The 23,301-nt window shown below is 68.1% G+C and carries 15 protein-coding genes and 1 tRNA gene; 11 read left to right on the plus strand and 5 right to left on the minus strand.

Annotated features, from left to right (window positions below):
• Positions 1 to 86 precede the first annotated feature (86 nt).
• Both ACIBSW_RS25045 and ACIBSW_RS25050 read left to right on the plus strand, forming a co-directional pair.
• Positions 87 to 539 (plus strand): NUDIX domain-containing protein, encoded by a 453-nt coding sequence (locus ACIBSW_RS25045; protein WP_404799453.1) that lies wholly within the window; start codon positions 87 to 89, stop codon positions 537 to 539.
• 607 nt (positions 540 to 1,146) lie between these two features.
• Positions 1,147 to 1,629, plus strand: a complete 483-nt coding sequence (locus ACIBSW_RS25050) for a DUF1707 domain-containing protein (protein WP_354719088.1) — start codon at positions 1,147 to 1,149, stop codon at positions 1,627 to 1,629.
• Between the two features lie 77 nt (positions 1,630 to 1,706).
• Here ACIBSW_RS25050 and ACIBSW_RS25055 read toward each other — a convergent pair whose 3' ends face one another.
• Positions 1,707 to 4,877 carry a BTAD domain-containing putative transcriptional regulator gene (locus ACIBSW_RS25055; protein WP_354719090.1) on the minus strand — a complete coding sequence of 1,057 codons (3,171 nt, stop codon included), beginning with the start codon at positions 4,875 to 4,877 and terminating at the stop codon, positions 1,707 to 1,709.
• 289 nt (positions 4,878 to 5,166) lie between these two features.
• On the opposite strand from ACIBSW_RS25055, the gene ACIBSW_RS25060 reads away from it, so the two are divergent.
• A complete protein-coding gene (locus ACIBSW_RS25060) occupies positions 5,167 to 7,008 on the plus strand; it encodes an Hsp70 family protein (RefSeq protein ID WP_354719092.1) in 1,842 nt (613 codons plus the stop codon).
• Positions 7,009 to 7,035: 27 nt separating this feature from the next.
• Positions 7,036 to 8,886: an alpha/beta-hydrolase N-terminal domain-containing protein gene (locus ACIBSW_RS25065; protein ID WP_404799476.1), complete on the plus strand. Its 1,851-nt coding sequence runs from the start codon at positions 7,036 to 7,038 to the stop codon at positions 8,884 to 8,886.
• A gap of 97 nt (positions 8,887 to 8,983) precedes the next feature.
• Here the strand turns inward: ACIBSW_RS25065 and ACIBSW_RS25070 are convergent, their stop codons facing one another.
• A complete protein-coding gene (locus ACIBSW_RS25070) occupies positions 8,984 to 9,361 on the minus strand; it encodes a hypothetical protein (RefSeq protein ID WP_354719096.1) in 378 nt (125 codons plus the stop codon).
• Positions 9,362 to 9,716: 355 nt separating this feature from the next.
• Here ACIBSW_RS25070 and ACIBSW_RS25075 point away from each other — a divergent pair, with 355 nt between their 5' ends.
• From ACIBSW_RS25075 to ACIBSW_RS25085, 3 genes are all read left to right on the plus strand, one after another.
• Complete coding sequence (locus ACIBSW_RS25075) at positions 9,717 to 10,976, plus strand: DUF6923 family protein (protein WP_354719098.1); 1,260 nt, start codon at positions 9,717 to 9,719, stop codon at positions 10,974 to 10,976.
• A gap of 185 nt (positions 10,977 to 11,161) precedes the next feature.
• Positions 11,162 to 15,508: an RHS repeat-associated core domain-containing protein gene (locus ACIBSW_RS25080; protein ID WP_354719100.1), complete on the plus strand. Its 4,347-nt coding sequence runs from the start codon at positions 11,162 to 11,164 to the stop codon at positions 15,506 to 15,508.
• Between the two features lie 171 nt (positions 15,509 to 15,679).
• Complete coding sequence (locus tag ACIBSW_RS25085; protein WP_354719101.1) at positions 15,680 to 16,264, plus strand: hypothetical protein; 585 nt, start codon at positions 15,680 to 15,682, stop codon at positions 16,262 to 16,264.
• Positions 16,265 to 16,400: 136 nt separating this feature from the next.
• Here ACIBSW_RS25085 and ACIBSW_RS25090 read toward each other — a convergent pair whose 3' ends face one another.
• The gene (locus ACIBSW_RS25090; RefSeq protein WP_354719103.1) at positions 16,401 to 16,751 is read right to left on the minus strand and encodes a hypothetical protein; all 351 of its coding nucleotides are present in this window, start codon (positions 16,749 to 16,751) and stop codon (positions 16,401 to 16,403) included.
• Positions 16,752 to 18,445: 1,694 nt separating this feature from the next.
• Between ACIBSW_RS25090 and ACIBSW_RS25095 the strand changes: the two genes are divergently transcribed.
• A tRNA-Ser gene (locus tag ACIBSW_RS25095) sits at positions 18,446 to 18,538 on the plus strand.
• A 68-nt stretch (positions 18,539 to 18,606) separates the two neighbouring features.
• The gene (locus ACIBSW_RS25100; RefSeq protein ID WP_354719104.1) at positions 18,607 to 18,930 is read left to right on the plus strand and encodes a hypothetical protein; all 324 of its coding nucleotides are present in this window, start codon (positions 18,607 to 18,609) and stop codon (positions 18,928 to 18,930) included.
• Positions 18,931 to 19,261: 331 nt separating this feature from the next.
• Here the strand turns inward: ACIBSW_RS25100 and ACIBSW_RS25105 are convergent, their stop codons facing one another.
• Positions 19,262 to 20,017, minus strand: coding sequence for a hypothetical protein (locus ACIBSW_RS25105; protein ID WP_354719105.1), 756 nt, complete (start codon positions 20,015 to 20,017; stop codon positions 19,262 to 19,264).
• A 218-nt stretch (positions 20,018 to 20,235) separates the two neighbouring features.
• Between ACIBSW_RS25105 and ACIBSW_RS25110 the strand changes: the two genes are divergently transcribed.
• The gene (locus ACIBSW_RS25110) at positions 20,236 to 21,984 is read left to right on the plus strand and encodes a histidine kinase (RefSeq protein WP_354719107.1); all 1,749 of its coding nucleotides are present in this window, start codon (positions 20,236 to 20,238) and stop codon (positions 21,982 to 21,984) included.
• Positions 21,972 to 22,655: a response regulator transcription factor gene (locus ACIBSW_RS25115; protein WP_354719109.1), complete on the plus strand. Its 684-nt coding sequence runs from the start codon at positions 21,972 to 21,974 to the stop codon at positions 22,653 to 22,655. The genes ACIBSW_RS25110 and ACIBSW_RS25115 overlap by 13 nt, the downstream gene beginning before the upstream one ends.
• Before the next feature lie 79 nt (positions 22,656 to 22,734).
• Here the strand turns inward: ACIBSW_RS25115 and ACIBSW_RS25120 are convergent, their stop codons facing one another.
• Positions 22,735 to 23,277, minus strand: coding sequence for a DUF1877 family protein (locus ACIBSW_RS25120; RefSeq protein ID WP_354719111.1), 543 nt, complete (start codon positions 23,275 to 23,277; stop codon positions 22,735 to 22,737).
• Positions 23,278 to 23,301 lie beyond the last annotated feature (24 nt).

Here is a 23,301-nt window from a genome sequence, read left to right on the forward strand (position 1 = left end):
ACTCAAGGAACAGCGCGGACGGCTTCGCTAGACCGTCGACAGTCGTGACGCCAGACGACGTCTCGTTCCCGCAACAGGAGAAGCCGATGACCGAACGCGTCCGCGCCGCACTGATCACCCCCGCGACGGAAATCCTGCTCATCCGCCGAACCCGCGCCGGCGCAGCCCCCTACTGGGTGCTGCCCGGCGGTCAGCGCGCGAACAGCGACGCCAGCCCCGAGGACGCGTTGCGCCGCGAAATCCACGAAGGACTCGCCGGCGAACCCGAGATCGACCGCCTCATCCAGATCACCGGCGACACCCACGACCGCCAGTACCTCTATCTGGCCAGAATCACCCACTGGTCCTTCACCGACCGCACCGGACCAGGGATCAGCCGACACGACGGTGGCACGTACGAACTCGACCGTCTGCCACTTACTGCCGCAGCCCTAGCCGCAGTCGACCTCAAACCCGCCCAGACCGCTGCCTTCCTCAGCAAAGCCCTCACCGCCCGCGGCAGCCTCTTCACGCTCTCTGACCTCCGCTGCGGCAGGTAGAAACCACCGTCGGCATCTTCGTGAGTGACCATCAGGGCCCGGACGGACGGATTGCTCGGTGGCTTCGCAGCACCCGGCACGTCTTCGCGCGACTGATCCAGGCAGCGTGGTAGACGGCTTATCCGGAGGTGTCAGCCTGGCCACCCTGCTCATCCGGGCCGGGCGTCGCCACCGCGCCGATCAGCGAGACCGTCGAGGTGGCATGGCCCCGGCTGCCGCAGCGGATGGCCCGACGCCGGCGAGCCGTTCCTGACCGTATGGCTCGGCTACGTCGACTCCGACGAGGCGCTGCCGATATCGCCGCGGCGGGAGGCCCACGACACCATCCAGGTCGACGACTGACTCATGGTCATCACCCGTACGGGAACGCTACTACCGACCACCGAGTTGACGTTCTGGACGATGACCGCGATCGGGCCAGGCACACGGCGACGAGCAGTCATATCCTCTCGCGTGTGTGGGCAATCCCCGACGATTTGGGGGACTCCTGAGCCCGCCTGGGCGTCGCGGAAGCGGTCCGACGGACGCGTTGTCGGTCCGGTCAAGCGGATGATCTGACCGATCGGTTGCTCAGCCTTGGCTCGAAGTGATCATTACGCTGCCGGCTATGGTCAACGACGGCGGGGACGGGCGGAGCGGCGACTCGGACAGTTCTTCCGACTTGCGGATCGGTACTCCCGAGCGGCAGCGGGCGCTGGAAGCGCTGGAGGCCCATCTGACCGCGCGGCGGCTGGACCCCACCGAGTACGAACGTCGGTCGGACGCTTGCGATCGAGCCTCTACCCAGGCAGAGCTGCTGCGGATCTTCGCGGATCTGCCTGCCCCGCATCCACAACTTCCGCCGCCGGTCGTCCAGGAGGCCAGCACAGCGGAGGGCGACAGCGCGCCACCCATGCCACCGAGCTTTTATGCAGGATGCCTGACATTGGGGCTGGGTCTGCCGATCGCCGTCGTCTTAGGCTTCGCCTACGACCTGTGGTGGGTGCTTGCGGTGCCGGTAGCGGTCCCGGTGGTGATGGCGTACGTCGAACAGCTGCGCGCCCGTCCGGTTCGCCGCACGCCCGACAATGACTCGCCAACACCAACATGACGTACCCAGTTGGCCGCAGCTAGTCCGGCAGCGCAGCGACGATGGCGGCGACCTGGCGTGGGATGCCAACCAAGCTGTTAGCTGGTTCCGGTGGTCTGCTGGACTTCGTTGCGCCGTCCGGGGTGTTGCAGGTCGGCGATCAGTTGCTCGGCGAGTGTGATGGTGTCGTCGCTGGCTTCCGCGTCGATCTCGGTTAGGGCCCGGTCGAGGGAACGGCGCAGGGCGCGGATCACGTCTAGGTGACCGAGCTGGGCGCGGGCCCGCATCGCTTCCTGATACAGGTGTTCGCTGTATGGGCTGTGCCCGATGGCGGCCTCGAGCACTTGGGCCCGTGCCGCCGGGTCGTCGGTGAGGGCGTCGGCTAGGGCGAGGTGGGCGTCGAGGGCCTGTTGCCGGATGGCCTCTCGGTACGGTTCGGCCCATTCGTAGTCGGTGCCGTCGGCGAGCGGGCCTCGGTAGGTGTCGACCGCGCGGCGCAGCGCGCCCAAGCGCTGCATATGGTCGGAGGTCTGGGTGGCGTCGCGCAGGGCCGCGCGCATGCGCCACAGGTCGACGTCGATGGCGTCGGGGTTGAGCACGTATCGGCGGTGGGGGTGGGTGAGGTAGGTGGCGGGTCCGCCGATGCGGCGCATGACTGAGCGCAGGTCGGAGACGTAGGTGTAGAGCCGTTCGGGGGCTTTGCTGGCGGGCGCGTCGGGCAGCAGGTCGTCGAGGATGGCTTCGGCGGTGGCGCTGCCGTCGTGCACCGCCAGGTAGACCAGCAGTTCGAGGGCCTTCTTGCGGGGACGCCGGTCTGGGTTGGTCGCGACGATGCCCGCTTCTCCGAGCACGGTGACGTCGACGTGCCCGCGCTGCCGGGCGTCGTCGTCCGTGACGGTCGCGGGCTGTGGTTGCGGTTCGCTGGTTAACTCGGTGTCCGGATCGGGCCAGCGCAGCGCGGTGTCGACGTCGACGAAGCGGTCGTCAGCAGGTGCTTCGGCGCCGGCTGCGTCCGGGGCCGGTGCCATCTGCTCGGTCGCGGCCTGCGGCTCGTCGGGATTCGTGGAGATACCGGCGGCGACTCGCCCGGTGTCGGTGAGCCCCCAGAGGATCTTGCCGGTGTCTGTCCGGCTCGTCTTGGCGTGACCGGTGTGCTCGCTGGCCACGAGTTTCGGGGTGACGGTCGGGAAGGGGATGCCGACGTGGGCCGCGATCGCGGCGGCGGTTGCCTCGCCGAGCTCGGCCAGCGCGAGCAGAACGCGGGCGGTGTCGTCGAGCGCCGGTACCGGCTCGGCGGTGTCCGTCGTTGTGTTCTCCGGGTCGGCGCGTAGCGGGTCAGGTAAGGGTTCGACCGGTGGGATCGGCTGAGGCAGGCCGGTGTGTGCTTCGGCCAGAGTGGTGATGACCGCGACGGTCTCGGCGGGGGTGAGCACGGCGAGCCGACCGATGTCGGCGGGGTGCCGGCCGTGCCGTCCTGGGTCGCTCGTGCTGGTGGTGCCGTCGGTGTCGACGGTGATGGTGTCGCCGTCCGGCCAGTCGCCGAGAAGTACGCCGTGGACGTCGAGCCTCTGTCCCTGAGCGAGTAGGGCGCTGATCCGGGTTCGTTCGTGGCTGCTCCCGGCGTCGGCGATCACCAGCATCGGCGGTGTCGGTTCCTCGTAGGCGTCGGCGGCGCGCATCGCGGCGACCGTGTCGACCTCGTGGGCGTAGACCAGCCGGCTGCGGTGCAGGATCTGCTGCTCGAGCAGGGCGAGGGCGTCGCCGAGGTCATCCGTGACGATCAGGCGGGGCGTGGTGGGCAGGGTGACGGCGGCGGCGCCGAGCAGCGTGGCCGCCACGGTCGAGGGCAGCACCACCTGGCCGGGCGGCGCGCCGGTGTCGGCGAGCGCGGCGGCCAGGAATCCGCGGGCGGCGGCCTCGGCGCCGGGCCCGGTCAAGCCGAGTCCGGACGACGGCCATGCGACTGTGGCCGGGCTGTCCAGTGTCGGCACCACAGGGCGAAGCTGCTGCGGTGCCCGGGTCGGGCTGACATCGCCGGTTTCCGGGGTCGGCTCGTCCTGCTGGGACTCGCCGATGTCGTCGGTGTCCGCGCGGACGGGTTCGTCCGCGGCGTCGAGGTCGTCGTCGGAGGTGTCGGGCGACGGGTCGGTGCCGGTGAAGCTGAACGTGTCGGTGGTCGCGGTGTCGCTGTCGTCCGGCTCTTCATCGGCACGCAGGCGGCGGATCTCGGTGACCGCCGGCGGCATCGGGATGAGGTTGGGGTCGTCGAGGCGAAGTTCGGGGGAGACCGGCCGGGGCGTGTAGCGGCGCCGCCGTAGCCGCCACACCATGCTGGCCGCAGCGGCGATAGCCAGCGCCAGCCCGAGGTCCACCCAGCCGCCGCTGGCCAGCAACACCCCGGTCTGCGGGCTGCGCCCGTGGCCGGCCCGGGGCTGCGGTGCCGCAGCCTCGCCGGGGGACGGGGATGCGGGTGTCCCGGTGGGGACGGAAGCTTCGCCGACGCTGTCGCGCTCACCGGCTGGTGACGCGGCCGGACTCGGGTGCGCTGGCGGAGAGGTCGGCCCTGGGGCCGCAGTGGCAGGTGGGGTCGGCTCGGGTGCGGACTTGCCGGCGCGGGCGGGCAGGGTGAGTGTCCAGCCGGGTTCGATGTGGTCACCGCCGCGCATGCGCGGGTAGCGGTCGGTGTTGAGCCGGTGGATCTGCCTCCAGCGTTGGGCGCTGCCGAGTCGATCAGCGGCGATAGCCCACAGGGTGTCGCCACGCCGGACTGTGACCGTCGATGAGGAATGCTCGGGCTGGTGCTCACCACGGTGCACGTGGACCGTCGTGGCGTCGGCGGTCTTGACCATGGCCTCAGGGCCGGGTGGGACGCTTTCCTCCGCGGCGGTCGGGACGGCGGCGTGTGGCTGCGGCACACCGACGGCGGTGGTGGTGACGGTGGCGGCGCCGAGCAGCGTGGCCGACAATCCCTGCACCGGGCCTGGCAGGTAGATCGCCAGGCGAGCCCACCGCCAGCGCCGCACCCGGGTCCCCATCACGCCGAGGACCGTGGCGGCCAGCAGCGCCCAGATCAGCCACGCGGCCGCCTCTGCGGTCGCCGCGACGTACTGCGGCTGCAGCGGGTCGTCCAGCCAGTTCTGGATCTGCACGGTGGACGGCACCCGATCCGGCAGCGGGTTCCCGCCGATCTCGGCCAGCAGCAGCGGGACCGCGGCGAGCAGCGTCACGACGGCGACCGTCGTGCGGATCGCCGCCATCAGTCGGATCATCTCCTACCCCTTCACCGGCCGTCGCCTCGCGGCTCTCCGGATCCGAAAGGCCATTCGGTCGGCAGCCGCGGTCGGCGCGATCGCCGACCGCGCTCGGAGAGCGAAGCGGTGCTGCGAGGCTAAGCAGACGCCGACCCCGAAAGCGGCTTTCGAGCGCTCACAACCACTCACAACACCTCACACAGACTTACAACCGCAGGTCAGAACCCTGCAGCCCCACGATCGCCGGACGCACACGGTCGGCGAATGTGGAGTGACTGATCGTCGATCTTCTGCTTCACTAGCTGTCGTGCATTCACGGCTGGCGATCGATTACGGCGCTGCCACGGTGCGAGCGGTCCTGGTCGCGCCCGGCGGTACGACAACCCTGACCCTCGACGGGACAGGCGAGATGTCCACCGCCGCCCACATCAGCACCAGTGGGATGGTGACCGGGTCGTCGGCGTGGCGGCAGGCCGCCACCGACCCGGACGGCCTCGTGGTCTCGCCGCTCCGCGCCGGCACCGGCCAGGTCACCGCCGGAGGACAGCAGGTCGAGGTCGTCGACCTGGTCGCCGCGACCCTGCGGCAGGTCGCGGCCGAAGCACAGCGCATCACGGGCGAGCCGGTCGACGATGTGCGCCTGGTCGTTCCCGCCGGGTGGGGACCACGGCGCCGCACCTGGATGCGCCACGCCGCACGCGCCGCCGGTCTGGCCGTGTCCCGCCTGGTCGAGGCCCCGGTCGCCGCCATCGCCCGGCTCGACACCCGCACCGCAGCAGCCGGGCTGCCGGCTACCGAGGGTCCGGCCCTGGTGATCGACGTCGGCGCGGGTTGCGAGGTCACCGTGGTGCAGCGCGATCCGGCCGGCGCCGAAGTGGTGTCCACCCTCGCCGATCCCGACGCCGGCGGCGACCGCCTCGACACCGCCCTGGTCAAGACGCTCACCGCAACCGACCTGCACGACATGCCGGCTGAACAGCGGTGGCCGATGCTGACCAACATCCGCACCGCCCGACACGCGCTGTCCGAGCAGGTCGCGGTGACCATGCCGATGCCCGACGGCCAGCCACCCATGGTCGTCAACACAAATCAGGTGGCCGAGGTCGCACGGTCGGTGTTCGAACGCGCCGGTGAACTGGCCGCGCAGGCCCTCGACAACGCCGACCTCACCTTGGAACAGGTCAGCGGCGTGCACCTGATCGGCGCCGCGGCCGCCACGCCCGGCGCAGGCGACCTGATCGCGGCGAAACTCGGCGCCACCCCCGTGCAGGTGGAGCCTGCCCACACCGCGGCGGTGCTGGGCGCCGCCGACGCCGACACCACCGAGACGACCGCAGCGGAGGAACCGCTGCCGCTGCCACCGGTGCGCAGACTGATCACCCTCGCCCTTCCCGGCGTGGTGTCACTGGCGCTGTTCGCGTCCTACATCTTCTTCTCCGACGACTACCGCCTCGACTACGACAACACCACTGCCCCCCTGGCGAACTGGGCCCTGCCCGCAATCGCGGCCACCCTCGCCATGATCTGCCTGCTACAGGCCGCCGCGCTGTTTGCCGCCCTGCTCGACCACAACACCCACACCACCTCGGCAGACCAGCCGACCGGCAGGATCAGTGGCGGCATCACCATTGCGCTGCTGGGCGGGCTGGCCACCGCCACCATGTACGCGATCACCGCGGGCCTGTACTTCAACCAACCCATTCCACGTCTGGCGCAAGGCATCCTGCTGACAGTCCTGCCGATCGCCGTGCTCGCCGCGGTCGTCGCCGTGCTCGCCTGGCGGCGCGACGTCACCCCGACCGGCGGGTGGGACGGCTTCCTCACCTTCCCCGCCAGCCCGATGATCATCGCCGTCGCCGGGATCGTCGCCGTGAACCTCTGGTACACCGTCGCCTGGCCGTGGTGGTTCGCCGGCTGGGCCAACGGCATCGGCCTGGCCGGAGGCCTGCTGATCGGTGTCGCCGCCGCCTGCACCCTGGTGCGGCATCCCGGCGCCCGGCTCGCGCTGATCGTCCCGATCGGCTTCTTCACCGTGATCATCTCCCGCACCGGGCCCGCACCGCTGGCCGTCATCTGGGCGCTCGCCGTCGCCTGCTGGTGGGGCGTGCACGCCTGGACGCTGCTGCGCATCCCGCCGATCCGGCGCTGACCTGGGACACCTGTGGTCATGCGCTGGATGAACCGACTTGCCACCGTGCTACTCGTGCTCGCCGTCATCGCCGGCCCGCCGCTGCTCGCCGGCATCTGGCTGCAGCACCGGTGGCAAACGCCGACCCGCGCGCAGATCACGGCATGGGCCGAGCAGCCATTGACCGCCGGCACCATCATCGCCGGATGCCTCGCCGTCGCCGGACTCGCCTGGCTCCTGCTCCTGACCCACCTGACCCGGCGCGCTCTGGCCGTGCTGCGCCGCCGGCTGCGACGCATGCGCCGCCCGGCCGTACCCACAGCCGCCCAGATGACCGCCAGCTCCATGGCCGGCGTCGTCGCATTCACCCTGCCCACCGCCAGCGTCGGCCACCCCCAACCGCTACCGGCGGCGACCGACACACCGCAGCCCTCGGATCCGGCACGTTCCGACCACCACACCGACCGCCCGACGCAAGTCGAGCCGCCAGGCGTCGCCCTGCCTGGTGGTGGCTGGATCCCGTACCGCACCGCCGCCGCGATCACCGCGCTCGCCGCCGCGCTCTGGCTCCAACGGCGCCGCCATTACCGGCCCGACCCCCAGCACCCCCGCGACCACCACAACGACCCCGACCTGCAACCACTGCCCGACACCGTCGGCACCGTTGCCGACGCGCTCACCGACGACGCCACGGGAGCCGACCGCACACCGCCACCGCTGCTGGCGCAGCGGTTACCCGACGGGGTCCTGCTGCTGACCGGACCCGGCGCCGCCGCATCCGCCCGAGGCATCATCGTCGAGGCCGCACTCAGCAACACCTCCACAGTGGCCGTACAATCCGATGATCTCGCAGCGCTGCTGCCGCCCGGTGACCCGGTCACCCCGACCATCGCCGAGCTCATGACGGGAGCCGGCAACGACGCCGTGGCGGGCACCATCATCGTGCTCAGCGAGGAACCCATCGCAGCGACCCATCGCTGGCACGTCACCACCGACGGCACCGCCACCGGCCCCGACCTCACCGAGCCACGCCGACTCTGCACCCTCGACTCACAAACAACCGCTGCCCTGCTGACCCTCATTCAGCGCTCGAAGCAGCCCGCACCTAGAGCGAACCCACCGTCCAAGACCGCGCCCCGCACGCCACCCGCTCCCCGCGTGCAGCCAGCCACGGCCACCCAGGCGCGCCTCACCCTGCTCGGCGACTGCCACCTGACCGCCGACGGCGAACCAGTCCACCTTCGACGCACCGCCAGCCTGCAGATTCTGGCCTACCTCGCCATCCATCCCCACGGCGCCAGCCGCACCGAACTTACCCACGCCATCTGGCCCGATCTGCCACCCGCCACCATCAGCCAACGCCTGCACACCACCCTGGCCGACCTCCGACAACAACTACGCCCCCTGCTCAGCGAAGACCCCATCAACCGCCACGAGGACCGGTACCGACTCAACGCCCGCGTCATCAGCACCGACCTGCACCCATGGCGAACCGCCGTCAACGCCATGACCCATGCCGTCGGCACCACCGAACGAGATCGGGCCTGCCGAGCCGTCATCGACCTGTACCGCGGTGAAATTGCCGCCGAACACACCTGGCACTGGGTCACCCCCGTCCGCGAACAGACTCGCCGCACCGTCATAGACGCCTACGCCACCCGTGCTGAACACGCCGACCCCGACGAAGCGTTGAGCTTGCTACAACGTGCCACCAGCATCGACCCCTACAGCGAGGCTCTGCACCACCAAGTCGCAAGCCTTCTGCGCGCTGGCGGGGATCATGTCGGCGCCGCTGATCTCATTAAGCGCCTCCACCAGCGAGTCGCCACGGTAGACACCCGCGGCGTTGACCGATCTAAATTCGGGTCGTTGCCTGGGTACTGGCACGGAACTCGCTGACCTCCTCGACGGCCTGACGTTGATCGAGCCTGGTATCCAATCGGTGGTCGCCGGCCTGTTCGACAACGCGACCCGGTATTCCCGCCTAACTCGACGGTCACTGTCGACGCCACACGGCTGGGCGACTTTGTGCTGCTCTCGGTCGTGGACCGAGGCTCGGCATCAGCCCCGAGCAGCTACGGGAGGTCAATGAGCGCCTGGCCAACCCGTCGGCGAGGCGCATCGACGTCGACGATGCGGTGGGCCTGGCGGTGATTGCCAAGCTGGCCGGACTGCACGGTGTCAGGGTGGAACTGGGCCCTGTCAAATCCTCCAACACCTCCAGACACCGGCCAACCAGCTCGGAGTTGCCCGCCTTCCACGCCGCCACGACGAACGGCACCAGAACAGAACCGAAGAAGACGTGCTGCAAGATCTCGTCGTAGTCCCGCACGTGCTCCACCAGCGCCTCGCGCAACTCCGGCACCGCCTCCACGACCGACCGGACCACCTCGTCACGAGGATTCCTGTGTGTGTTTCACCTAACGGCTGACCAGCTCAGCGCTTTGGTGCGACTGGTGTGACTCACGTGTTCGACCGTGCCGTTTTCTTCCGCATGCGCAGAGCGGTCACCGACTCTGGGGATCCTCCGAACGGCTACTGAGTAACAACCCGCCCGCATCTGCGGCACTCCGCATGGGGAACAAGCCACACCCTCTGGGTAATGCAGTCATATGCCGCGTAGCGGACTCTCGTTGAGTCTCTCTCAGCGGAAGGTCGGCATGACTGGTCACGGGGTGCGTTCGAGGTTCACGCGGCAGGCGTCATCGGGCGGCGGGCAGCCACGTCGTTTGACGACGCTGGCGCTGTTGTCCGCGACGGCGGTGCTGGCCGGGTTCGTCGTCGCCCCACCGGCGCACGCTGCAGGCCTACCGGCCGTCAGTAAAGCGGCTTCGATGGCCGGTACCGAACGGGCCGTTCCGGTGAAAGCCAAGGCCGCCCCGGTCGTGAACCAGTCGTTGGCGGCAACGCCAACAGGTTCGTTGATTGCCTCCCCGGTCAGCTCGCTGGCCAGTAAGCCGTTTAGCTCGGGTTGGGATCTCACCGTCAGCCCTGCCGTCACGGCGGCTCCCATTCCGCTTTCAGAGATGGAGGCGGGTGAGCTCACCACGGTGACCGCTAACGGGGTGCTGGGTCCCGCGTCGGACACAAACGGTGTTGCGGTGCTCGGCGGGTATGCCTATCTGAACAAGGGCACTCAGCTGCTCAAGGTCAACAAGGCCAGTGGTGCCAGCAGTGTGGTCGCGGGTGTCGCAGGCTCCGCCAGTTGCCAGAACGGCTCCACCGGCGACCAGGTCCGCTTCAAGGCCATCACCCGGGTTGTCGGCGCCGACGGCCGGTTCGTCTACCTCATCGACGGCTGCGGCCTACGCCGCATCGACCCGGCCACCGGTGCCGGCAGCACCATCGCCGCCCAGCCGAGCTCCACCAACCCGTGGCAGCACGGCACCATCGCCGGCAAATGGCTCTACCTCATCACCACCAACGCGATCATCTCGCGTTTCGACCTGACCAGCGGCAGCGCCCCCACCCTGCTCTACAACAACCTCATATCCGGGTACAACGCGATCGCCGCCGACGACACCTACCTCTACGGTGTGGGCGCCTCCAACGGCAGTCTCTATCGCATCGATCCCGTCACCGGCACCCATACCCTGATCACCAACACCCTCAACAACCTGCCGATCATGGCGATGGTCTCCGTCGGTGGCTATCTCTACGCCGCCTTCCGCGACACCTACGGCAGCACCGCCTTGTCCATCGTGCGCATCAACAAGACCGACGGCACCACGCTGCTGGTCTCGCCTACCGGCACGGGTACGACCGGGCTGTCCGGGGTTACCGGTCTGGCTGCCGCTGACGACAAGCTGTACGTGGCCGACGGCGGTGCCGATGGCGCCTGGCTCAAGGCACTGACTCCGGTCGCCGCCACCCCGGTCACCGCGCCGGCATCAGCGCCGGTGATGGAGGCCGGCGCGGTCTCGAGTGTCACCGCGGACGGTGCACTCGGCGCAGCACCACCAACGCGATCATCTGGCGTTTCGACCTGACCAGCGGCAGCGCCCCCACCCTGCTCTACAACGTCATCAACTCCGGCTACAACGAAGCCAACGCGATCGCCGCCGACGACACCTACCTGTACGGCTCGCCGGCCTGGTCCGGCAGTCTCTTCCGCATCGACCCGGTCACCGGCGCCAAGACCCTGATCACCAACAGCCTCGGCTATCTGCCGATCATGGCGATGGTCTCCGTCGGTGACTATCTCTATGCCGCCCAGCGCGACAGCACCGGCAGTACCGCCTTGTCCATCGTCCGCATCAACAAGCTCGATGGCACCAAGATGCTCATCGCCGGCTTCTCGGCAGGTCACGCAGATGGTGCGTTCTACGACGCGCAGTTCGCCGGTGTCACCGGCATCGCCTCTGACGGCAAGCACCTGTACGCCGCGGATAGCGGCGCGATCGGTGCCTGGCTACGGAAGATCCGCAAGATCAAGCGTCCGGTTGACCTGGGTGGCCCGACACTGCCGTGGGAGACCGCTGGCGGTGGTAACCCGGCCGAGTGCAACTGCAACGCCTCCTACGCCGACCCGATCCAGACCGACACTGGTGCCCTGTTCGAGCCGGCCACCGACCTGAGCGTGCTCGACCACGGCGGCGAGCTGTCGATGTCGCGCACCTACAGCTCGGCTACCGCGAACATCAAGTCGGTCGTCGGCTACGGCTGGGCCTGGCCGTTCGGCATGAACGTCAAGGACATGACGCAGTACTCCACGGTGGTGGTCAGCCAGGAGAACGGCAGCGCTGCAACGTTCACCAAGCAGGCCGACGGCACCTACAAGGGCGCCCCGCGTCTGCAGGCCACCCTGGTCAAGAACGCGGACGGCACGTGGACGTTCGCCCGCAGGCAGCAGATCACCATGACGTTCAACGCGGCAGGGAAGATCACCCGCCAGGTCGCTCGTAACGGCCGGGTTCTGAACTTCACCTACAACGGCAGCGGCCAGCTCACCGCGGTCACCGGGGCATCCGGCCGCGCACTGGCGTTCTCCTACGACGCAGCCGGCTACCTCGAGACGGTCACGGCGCCGTCCGGTGCCCAGGCGGTCTATACCCAGGACGCCAGCGGCAACCTCACCAAGGTCGTCGACCCCACACAGGCCCCCTGGCTGTACGACTACGACACTCGGCATCTGCTCACTAAGAAGACCAACCCCCGCCTTGCAGAAGTGTCCAACGAGTTCGACACGGCCGGCCGGGTGGTGAAGCAGACCCAGGCGCTGAACCGCGTGTGGAAGTTCGACTACACCGACGGCGACGAGGTCGGTACCTCCACGGTCACCATCACCGCCCCCGGCGACGTCAAGACCTACGAGGAGTACGTCGACGGGCAGCTACGCAAGCAGATCCAGGCCGTCGGAACCCCGGACGCCGCCACCACGCGCTGGGAGTACGACCCGGTCACTTCACGACCGGTGACGATCATCGGGCCCGACGACACCATCGACCGATACACCTACGACGCGGCCGGTAACAAGCTCACCCACACCGACCCGCTGGAGCGGCTCACGAAGTGGAGCTACAGCAGCGCCGGTGATCTGCTGTCCGAATCCTTGCCCGGCCAGAGCCCCACGGAATACACCTATGACGCGCGTGGGAACAGGCTTTCCGCTGCCACGCCCAGCGGCAAGGTCACGACCTTCACCTACAACTCCGACAGCACTCTCAAGTCGGCCGCACTGCCCGGACGACCAGCGGCGACCTACGACTACTACGCCAACGGAGATCTGAAGTCGGTCAAGGACCCGGTGCAACGGGAAACCACGTACGCCTACGACCTGGACGGCCGCGTCCAGGACATGACCGACGCCTTGGAGCACACCACCCACAAGACCTACGACGGCGCCGGACGGCTCAAGACCGTCAAGGATGCGTTGGAGCACATCACCAAGTTCGACTACTACCCGGACGGCACCGCGTACTCGACCACCGACGCTGAAGAAGACACCAGCTACACCATCTACGACCTGGCCGGCCGGCTTGAGGCCACCAAGGACACGGCGGGCAAAGAGACCACGTACGACTACGACGCGGCCGACCGGCTGGACAAGGTCACCAAACCCAACGGCAACACCGTCAGCTATACCTACGACGGCCGCGGCAACATGCTCACCGAAAAGACCGCGGCTGGCATCACCGGCTACACCTACGACCTGCAGGACCGGCTCGTAGCCACGAAAACGCCCGACGAACACATCACCCGGACCAAGTACAACGACGCCGGCGAAGTCGACAGCACCATCGACGCCCGGGAGAAGAAGACCAGCTACACCCATGACGGCGTCGGCCGCCTGCTCGACACCACCGACCCCAACGACCGGGTCACCAAGCGCACGTACACCGCGGACGGTCAGCTCGACGTCGTTTCCAACCCTGACACCGGCACGATCGACTACGAGTACTACGACGACGGCACCCTGAAGTCCGTCAAGAACCCTGACGGTGGCATCACCAGCTACGACCGCAACGCCGCCGGCCAGACCGAGAAGCGCACGTTACCCGGCGGCGCGGTCACCAAGTACACCTACGACGAAGTGGGCCGATCCAGGGCCACCATCGAAAACGATGACACCAGCGTCACGCGCGAATACGACCACGCGGGCCGCATGACCGACCTGAAGTACAGCGACAGCGCGACGCCGTCGGTGCACTACGAGTACGACAGCACCGGTCGACGCACCCTCATGACCGACGGCACCGGCGCCACCTCGTACCTCTACGACGACGCCGGACGACTGCACACCGCCACCAACAGTGCGGGCGCCGTCGGCTACACCTACGACCACGCCGGACTGCTCAAGGAGCTCACCTACCCCGGCGGGGACAAGGTCACCTACAAGTACGACGGCGCCGGCCGCATGACCGACGCCACCGACTGGAACGACCAAATCACATCGTTCACCTGGACCGACGATGGCCAGCTCGACACCCAAACGACCCCGGACGGAGTAGTCAGCAACACCGACTACGACAACAACGGCGCCGTCACCGACATCAAACTCACCCACGGCCAGACGACGCTCGGCACGTTCAGCTACAGCTACGACGACGCCGGCCAGCTCACCAGCAGCACCAAGCCCAGCAGCGCACATACCTACACCTACACCGGCACCCGCCAGATCGCATCGATCACCACCACCAGTGGCCTGGGTGACACCGGCCAGTACACCGTCACCCCAGGCGGCCTGATCAAGGGCATTCCGGACGGCACCACGCACGAGTACGACACCAAGCAACAACTCACCACCAGCACCGCCCCGAACGGGGCGGTCACCAGCTACGGCTTCGACTCACGCGGCAACCGCACCACCGCCGACCTCGACAGCCAGTCCAAGACCTACACCTACGACCTGGCCAATCGGCTTACCGGCGTCAACCTGCCCAGCAGCGGCGAGCAGGATGCCCAGCAGGTCGGCTACGCCTATAACGGCAACGGCCTCCGCGTCACCCGTACCGCGGACGACGACACGACGTCATTCGTCTGGTCCACTGCCGGCGACATGCCCCTACTCCTCGCCGACGGCACACACCGATACCTCTATGGACCCGGCCTAACCCCGTACGCCCAGGTAGCCGCTGACGGCACCACCGAGTACCTACACACCGACCAACAGGGCACCGTCACCCACATCACCAACACTGACGGCGACGTCACGGGGACCAACACCTACGATCCCTATGGCCGCTTGCTCAACCGGGACGGCGCAGCACACAGCAACATCGGTTATACCGGCGCCTGGACCGACCCCACCACCGGACTGGTCTATCTCCGCGCCCGCGACTACGACCCCACCACCGGACAATTCCTCACCATCGACCCGATCATCGACGGCACCCTGACCCCATACGCCTACACCAACAACAACCCGCTGCAGGACACTGACCCCACTGGATTGTGCGCAGACTGCAACTGGTTCGAAAACTTCGTACAAAGCCCAGCGGCAGACTTTCTCACCGGCCCCATCGTCGCCTTGATGGCACATCACCCCAACGCAGCCATGACGAAACACGCACTCAGCGCAGGTGCTGGCTTCGGTGACGCAGTCACCCTGGGTATTTCCCAGGCGGTACGCCAAGGCTTCGGCGCCGACTGCACCATCGCGTACGACGGTTACTACAACACTGCCAATACCGCTGGAACCCTGCTATACCTCGGCCTAGGGCTTCGAGGTACAGGGCCAACAAGGCTTCCTCAAGACGTTAGGGTCAACCCTCTAGCGCCGAAACCTCTGCCGTTGAGGAACCGGTCCATCGGACGGGCTTCACACGACCGCGCAGTCCAAGCTCGTATCAAAGACCTCCAAGCGCAGGGTGCGACTGACATCCGTCTCAATCAACAGCAGATCAACGCTGCAGGCGTACGAGTAGGCACCAACCGACCGGACCTCCAGTACACCCTCAACCAGAAGCGATACTATGAAGAATGGGATTCGCCACGCTCCGGCCGCGGACCCGGCCATGAAAAGCGTATCCGGGCGAATGATCCAAAGGCCGGCAACGTCGAACTACACGAACTGCCGTAGAGAGGCAGACAAGTGCTAACGCTATTGTCCGATCAACTCGCTCCCACGACATCCACTGTGGCATTCTTGAACCTACCGTTGCCCGTTGCAACGGCCGGGTTGGAGTCGTGGCGAAAAGAGTTGAACCCTGGTAGAGTTGGCGTGCGACAAATTGGTGGCACGCTACCGCAAATGATTGCCATGCTCGCACCGCTAACCACTCATGCGAGGCCACGCGAACTTCTCGTTCAGACGGCAAATCCGGACTGGACGGCATACTTCGACTGTGGCGCCGACGGAACCGACGGAGTTTCCTTCGTTGGCCATTTGACGCGAACTCTGAAGTGCCGTGGCGTGATCGTTTCCTCGATCCCTCACACCTTCGGTACCAAGCTCGAACAACCTGGACGCCTCGGCGCCGTGCAGTTCGAACTACTTGGCCCGGAGGACACTGAATTTTTGAACTACGTCCGAACGATATCCGTGACACATGACGGAAGTCGATGGCAATTCGAAGCTGGCGGTACGATACAAGACTTCGAGGACATCTCGCACTACTCCGCTCGGCGGATCAAAGACAGATTCACGAGCGATGTTCTGAACCAGTACTGTCAAGCACTGGGACTCTCCCCCTTCGATCCCGTCTTCTACGGAGCGAAGGGATCGCTAGTCGAAGTCGAAATCGTTCTTTCCGCCGATGCGCTGTCGCTGAGCCTAGAGCGGGCACAGCAAAGAATTGGAGTCAAGCCTGGAATCTCGTCGAGGGTGAACGGCTGACTTTTTACCTTAGGTTCGGGGTTCGAATCCCGGCGGCCCACCCTGGTGACCTGCGGTTTCCCCGGACGCGACTATCCGTTGTGGTGCGTGGACGCTTGTTGGTCACTCATCGTCGCTTGGACCGTTTCGTAGGCATTTATGCCTGATGCTGCTTCGTTTCTGCTCTCTGACCTGGGGTTTTGCCGGCGGTAGCGGTGTTAGCGCGGGGTGGTGTGGTGGACGTCTGGGCCGGCCGCGGCGGCGGTCCGGACGGGCGGCGGCGCCGGTTCTTGGCGGTCATCTTGGCGCGGGCGTTGCGGGCGGTGGTGAGGATGAGCCGGGCGGTGGCTTCGGCGGCCTTGTGCTGGGCGGCGGGCAGGACGCTGGTGTAGGTGTCGGCGGTGAGCACGATGCTGGCGTGCCCGAGCTGGTCCTGGACGGTCTTAAGGTCGGCGCCGGCGGTGTGCGCGAGGCTGGCCGCCCCATTTTGCAGGTCGTGCAACCGCACCGGTGGTAGGCCGCACAGGTCAGTGAGGAAGCGAAGGCGTTTCGTGAAATAGTTCGGGTGGGGGGAAGGCCGTCCGGGCGGGTGAACACGTGCGACAGATCACCGCCGCCTAATGTGCGACACGGGCGCCATAGCAATGCTTGGCTGCTGGCGACATTGGCCGTCGGTCCGTGCCTAATCCCAGCTGATGCTTGACAAATCCGTCCCAGCTCATGCTTCACGTTTGGCCTAGACAACTCTGTTCGGGCGGGGATGACGGCGGTTCGCTGATCTCGCTCATGAGTCGGTCGTATTCGTCCTGGGTGCCGATGGCCGGGCGGTATTCGGGGGGATTGGTGTAGTAGCGGATGACGTGGGCCGCCAGGTCGTGGTCGATGTTGGCGGTCTGGAGGTGGCGTCGGCTTGTGACGAGCCCGTGTCGGCGGACGAGTTCCGGGCGGGCGTAGCGGACAGGTAGCGTGCCTCGATCATCGGCGGGGAGGGGTAGCGGTACCACGGGCAGGGCGTCCCACGGCACGATCAGCGTGCCGGCCCATTCCCGGTCTCGCAGCGCGTCGGGGGCGTAGCTCGATGCCTCCCTCGCGCCATGCTCCGACGTAGGTCGGTACGGCGGCAATCCATATGACGAGGCCGAGCAGCCACTCCATGAAGGTGTCGGTCGTTCTGATGTCTCGGACGACGAAGCCGGTCGTCCCCATGGCGAGGATTAGCATCGTGAGCGCGTAGAGGGCGGCAGCTGGGTGGGGTGGTGCGCTGAAGGCGGGCACCGTGGGGCGTACCTCGAAGGCCCGATGCCGCCATAGCGCGGACAACAGGAGCGCCAGCGCAAGGGCAGACAGGGCCAGCACGATCAAGGCAGGGAATGCCCGGCCAGCCAGGCTCGGTACCCAGCAGCTGGCCAGCACGTACGCGACGGCCCCGGCGAGGCCGAGAGCCAGGATGAGTCGCCGATGGCGGCCGAGGGCCGAGAGCAACCTGGTCACAGTCGGCACAGTACGGCTGTGTAGTTGCTCGGAGGCTGGCATATCGATCATGTCAAGCGTCAGGTGGGACGCCAGTGTCAAGCATCAGCCGTGACGGGACACTGGCCGTTGGTCCGACACTGCCGAATTGCTCTTTTCTGGATCAAGGCTCCGCGGTGCGGGCGCGGCGAGCCGGCCGGCGGCAAGCCGCCCCGGTCAGCCTTCGGCACCGGGGCGGGAAGCCGCCGACACCCGCCGGAACCGCGCCCAGGACCAAGGCGCCGTGACGATCGCATCAACGGTCGCCCACCGCACGACCACCGGCGATCCGCTGCCGTACCGGCTCCGCCGGCTTGCCACCGAATCAGCGGGTCGCCCTGGGCGGCGTGTTTCTGCGACCGGACACCGCCGTGCCCCTTCGTGCTCGTAGCGACGGAGAACCACGGGGAGCCGGGGGAGCGCAGACCTCTCTGACCTGGAGCGCGGAGCGTTGAGGTGCGCGGATTCGATCTCCCACGCGAGTTCCCAAGCTGCGTTTCACTCCCATGGGACGCGCGCTGTCCGCTTGAGTGATAGTCGACCTTGCAGACGGAACGACTCTGGATAGCCCTCTGGGCTTGTTCGGCACACCGCCGGACTGGAGCCGTCTCAGACAGACGAGCACCCCAGGAGCACCCACGGTCCGCACAGAACTCGCTTCCCCGCCTCGGCGCTCGAGTTTGCCCAGGTCAAGGGTCGGTTGCTTATCGCCGACCATTGATCAGACACGGTGTCCTCTGTGGACTTTTAATCCTTAGGTTCGGGGTTCGAATCCCCGGCGGCCCACATAATTGGCTCATGACCTGCAGATATAGAACGACGTCTACTCAATATGGCCGATGGGGCGCACAGAGGTGAACCTCGGTCAGGTCGGCCAACGCCATGTTCGTGTTGCTTGCCTGTTGCTTGCCTGTTGCTTGCCGCAACTGACCCGCGTCGGTGCGATTCTCGTCGACCGGGCACGGCTCATCGACCTACTCGCGCTCGCGTGCTCGACGCTGCTGATGGTCTGGGTGGTCGTCATCGGCGATGCGGGCCAGATCGGAAACATCCCCAGGGCGTACGTCATCGGAGCCCTGCTGCACCTCGCGGTTGTCACCCGCCCGTTGGTCGCCGTGAGCCAGAATCCGCTCGGCCGCGCTGCTGGTCATCGGTGCCGTGGGTGTGCTGGTGAGTGACATCGTGCAGCCGCTGTGGCCGGGTCTTGACGCGTGAGCGCGGGTTGCGGCAGGGAGCGCCGCGCTAATCGCCGCTGCCGACACAGCGGCCGTGGGCGAAGCCGTCCGAGCCGTGATCGCCCGGCTCATGCCACCGGACGCTATCCGTACCTTCCGATGCCGGTCCACAGCCCCGCAGCTGGTGGATCGAGGACGCCGACCACGACTGCACCATGCTGGTCTGTCCGCTCGGTCCAGCGGCGGCGCCCTGGTCCTGGTGGATCGCCGGACACCCTGACCGGCGCACACCCCTCGGGTGTACGCCGGCGAGCAGGACAGGTGGTGGCGTCCGCTACGGCCTGGGCGTCACGGTGCCGGTCACCGTCAGCGTGGCGTCTTTGCCGCCGAGGTGCCCGCTGCTGAAGCGCCCCGTACCGGCGAGGGCGACGGAACCAGCCGCGTTCATCGGGCTGCCGCCCGGCTGGTCGGTGCGCAGGATGATCGGCAGGCGGGAGTCCGAGTCCGCCGGGAACGAGAGGCTCTCGTCGAACAGCAGCCGCAGGGAGAGGGACATGCCGCCCGTGGAGCGGTCGAACGAGCCGGCGGCCGACTCGAGGCGCACGGTCACCCGGAACTGCACCGGCCCCGCATCGATCACGTCGCTGGTGATGTCCGGCCAGGACCGGACGCTGACCGACTCACGGTTCACTCCATCGAAGTAGAGGTTGAACGAGACGTCGCGTACCAGGGGCCCGGGCACCCGGCTGTCGGTGGTGGTCAGTGTCACGCGTCCGGTGAACGTGGCCAGCAGGGCCGGCGCGGATCCGTTGTTGTCGCGCAGGCACTGCTCGTAGCGGGGCTTCACCACGGCGATGCTCGCCTGGACCTCGCGGATCCGCTCCACGATGTCAGGCTTCTCCGACGGGGGCGCGTTGCGTAGGGCCGCCTGCAGGCTGGCAAGCCGCGCGTTGAGCCCCGTCAGCCGGTCGTGGTCTGCCTGGCAGGGCGCGGGCACCGCGGCGTTGGCGGGCGCGGCCGTCGGGGCCAGCAGCGTGCCGACGGCGAGCAGCACGCTGGTGACCGCGGTCGCGATGCGGGACGGTTTCACGTCGATACCTCCGTGTTGTCGATGGGCGGCCGCGCGGCGCGCGGCGTCCTGACCGCCCGGCGGTGGTGGTGTCGCGGGGCGCAACGCTGGACGCTAACGGCGCCGAGCCGCGCCCGGCAGGCAGGAACCTGGGTGTGACGCGGCCCGGAAACCTGCCGTCGAGACCGTGGCCACCACCCCGCATACTCAGGGCCGCAACGGCGGACCGGAGGTCGAGCGTGGGACGGGTACGGGCCGCCGTCGGCGTCGGTGCGGCAGCGTTGGCGTTCGGCATCGCCGCCATCGCCGTGTCGTGGCAGGTCTCGTCGGGGCGCCTCTGGCTGGATGTCGGGCTGCGCCTCTGGGGACTGGTCGGCATCGTGGTCGGCGTGGTGGTCTGGATCCGGGCGCCACAGCCGCGGCTGGGCTGGATGATGGTCGCCGCGGCGGCGCTGTGGCACGTCAACTTCCTGCGCGGCAGTACCCAGCCGCTGGTCTTCGCTATCGGCTTCTGCGGTGCGTACGCGTGGACCGCCCTGGTCGGTCATCTGCTGTACACGTGGCCGACCGGCCGGTTCACCAACCCGGTGGCCCGGGTGCTCGCGCTGGGTGGCTACTTCACCTCCGTCTCCACGCAGGTGCTGGCGTACCTGGTGGACCACCCGTCGGCGCCGCAGGCGTTCGGGCTTTCGCAGCAGCGGACCCCCGCCACCGACGTCGGCAGCGTGGTCTTCGCGGTCTCGGCCGCGGCCATGGTCCTGATCATGGCGCAGCGGTGGTGGCGATCCAGCGGGATGCGGCGGCGCTCCGCGGAGCCGGTCTGGACCTTCATCGTCGTGGCGTGCGGGATGGGCATGGCGGTCAGCCTGATCGCGCTCCTCGACCTGCCGGTCCGCGTCGAGGCGGCGCTCATGCTGGCCGCCATGGTGATCAGCCTGCCGGTCGTACCGGTGATCCATTTTGTGCAGCGGAGCCGCAGCCGGACCGCCACCTGGCGGGTGGCTCGGGTGGCCCTGGAGCTCGGGGAGCCGGCGGCCGAGGTTCCCGCGCCGGGCCGCCTGGAACGCTCCCTGGCCCGCGCGGTCGGCGACCCGACCCTGCGACTGCTGTACCCGACGTCCGGCGGCGGATACGTCGACAGTGCGGGCCGCCCGCGTGGGGCTCTGCCGGGTCCCGGGTCGGGCCGGGCGGTCACCAGGGTCGACCGGCGCGGCGTCCTCGTGGCGCTCATCGAGCACGACGAGGCCCTGCACAACGAACGGACCGTCGCCGAGGCGGCCGGCGCCGCCGCCGGGCTGGCCTTGGAGAACGCACACCTGTACGCGACCCTGCACGCACAGATCGGGCAGCTGCGAGACTCCCGGCTCCGCATCGCCAGCAGCGCGATGACCGAGCGCCGGCGGGTCCAACGCGATCTGCACGACGGTGCCCAGCAGGAGCTCTTCGCCGTCCTGGTGCTGCTCGACATGGCCCGCGACCGAATGGGGGACACGGATCCGGCGGGAGCCCTGGTGCACCGGGCGCATCGCCAGCTCGGCGACGCGATCGGCTCGCTGCGGCTGCTGACCGAGGGCATCTACCCGGTCGAGCACGGGCTGGTGCCGGCGGTGACGAACCTCGTCGACCGCGCCCCGATCCCGGTCACGGTGGACGCCCACGCGGGCCGGCACGAGCCGGAGATCGAGAGCACCGCGTACTTCGTGGTGGCCGAGGCCCTCGGCAACGTCTACAAGCATGCGGACGCCGCGGGAGTCCGGCTCTCCATCCGGTGCGGCGGCGGTGCGCTGGTCGTGCGGGTCAGCGACGACGGGAGCGGCGGCGCCGACCCGGACGGCGCGGGCCTGCGCGCCCTCGCCGACCGGGTGTCCGCGGTCGGCGGCGTGCTCACCGTCGCCGCAGGGAAAACCGGCGGCACAGTGGTCGCGGCCGAGTTCCCGTTGCCCCGGCCGTGCCACCACGAACGGAAGGACGCCAGATGCGCATCGTGATCGTGGAGGATCAGGGCCTGCTGCGCGACGTGCTGGCCGAAGGGCTCGCCGGGCGCGGCGTCGAGGTCGTCGCCAAGGTCGCCGACGCCGAGGGCGCGCTGGCCGCCATCAACGCGGCCGCACCGGACGTCGCCATCCTGGACATCCGGCTGCCGCCCACCTTCAGCGACGAGGGCTTGGTCATCGCGGAGCAGGTACGCGAGCACTACCCGGCCGTGGCGATCCTCGTGCTGTCCTCGTACGCCGAGGTCGACTTCGCCGAGCGCCTGCTACAGATGCAGGACGAGTCCCGGGCGATCGGGTACCTGCTGAAGGAGCGCGTCGGCGACCTGGCGGAACTCACCGAGGCGCTGCGCCGCGTCGCGGCCGGCGAGGTGGTCATCGACCGCCTGATCATCGACCGGCTGATGGGCCGCCGCCGAGCACCCGACCCCCTGGCCGCGCTCAGCCCACACGAACGACGGGTCCTGGCCCTGGTGGCCGAGGGCCGGTCCAACCTGGGCATCGCCCAGGTCCTCGGCAACCGCATCAGCACCGTGGAGAAACACGTCTCGGTGATCGCCGACAAGCTGCGCCTACCAGCGGCCAGGGACAGTGACCGCCCACAGGTCAACGTGCGGGTCCTCGCCGCGCTGATGTACCTGCGCAGCCTCGACACCGGCCGGGCGTAGGCGACACCCTCGATCGGGCGGCGCGAGCCGCACCGTTCGACCCTGCCGTCCCGGCCTGTCAAAGCACTACCAGGACCTGTCAGGCCGCCCAGAAGACGGTGCTTTGTGCCTTGGTCGATGCCTCGTCGAAGAAGGCCACCAGCGCGACGAAGCTTCTGGCCAGCGTCAGGCTGATGTTGCGGACGGTCTCCTCGGGGATGACGACCGGACTGGACTGTTCACGCGGGATCGGCGTCATGAAGGTCGGCGATTCGGGGTTATCGTCGAAGTACACCCAGTCCTCGGCTGCCAGCACCACGGGCAGGTGCGCCTCGAGGTCGGCGAACGACGTCTGCCGGAGTCCGGCCGCGGCGCGGTCCACTTCGTCCGGCGTCAGGGACCGGCTATCGAGATTCTGTCCCCAGGCCGAGTGCTCGTCCGGGAAGAGTGCCCCCGCGGTGATCGGGTTGAGCGGGAGGCCGACGGCGTCGAGCAGGGCGCCCAGTCGGCGCCACGCCCCATCGAGCTCTAGCTTCTCTGGGGGTTCCAGCGCGCTCAAGACGTCGTAGGCGTCATCCGGACCGGTCCGGATGTGCTCCAAGGTCGTGGCGTCCAACCGGACGAAATCGCCCAGGGAACTCATTAGTCTCATCCCCTAAATGGATCG

The sequence above is a fragment of the Actinoplanes sp. NPDC049668 genome, from assembly GCF_044465445.1.
Lineage (GTDB): Bacteria > Actinomycetota > Actinomycetes > Mycobacteriales > Micromonosporaceae > Actinoplanes.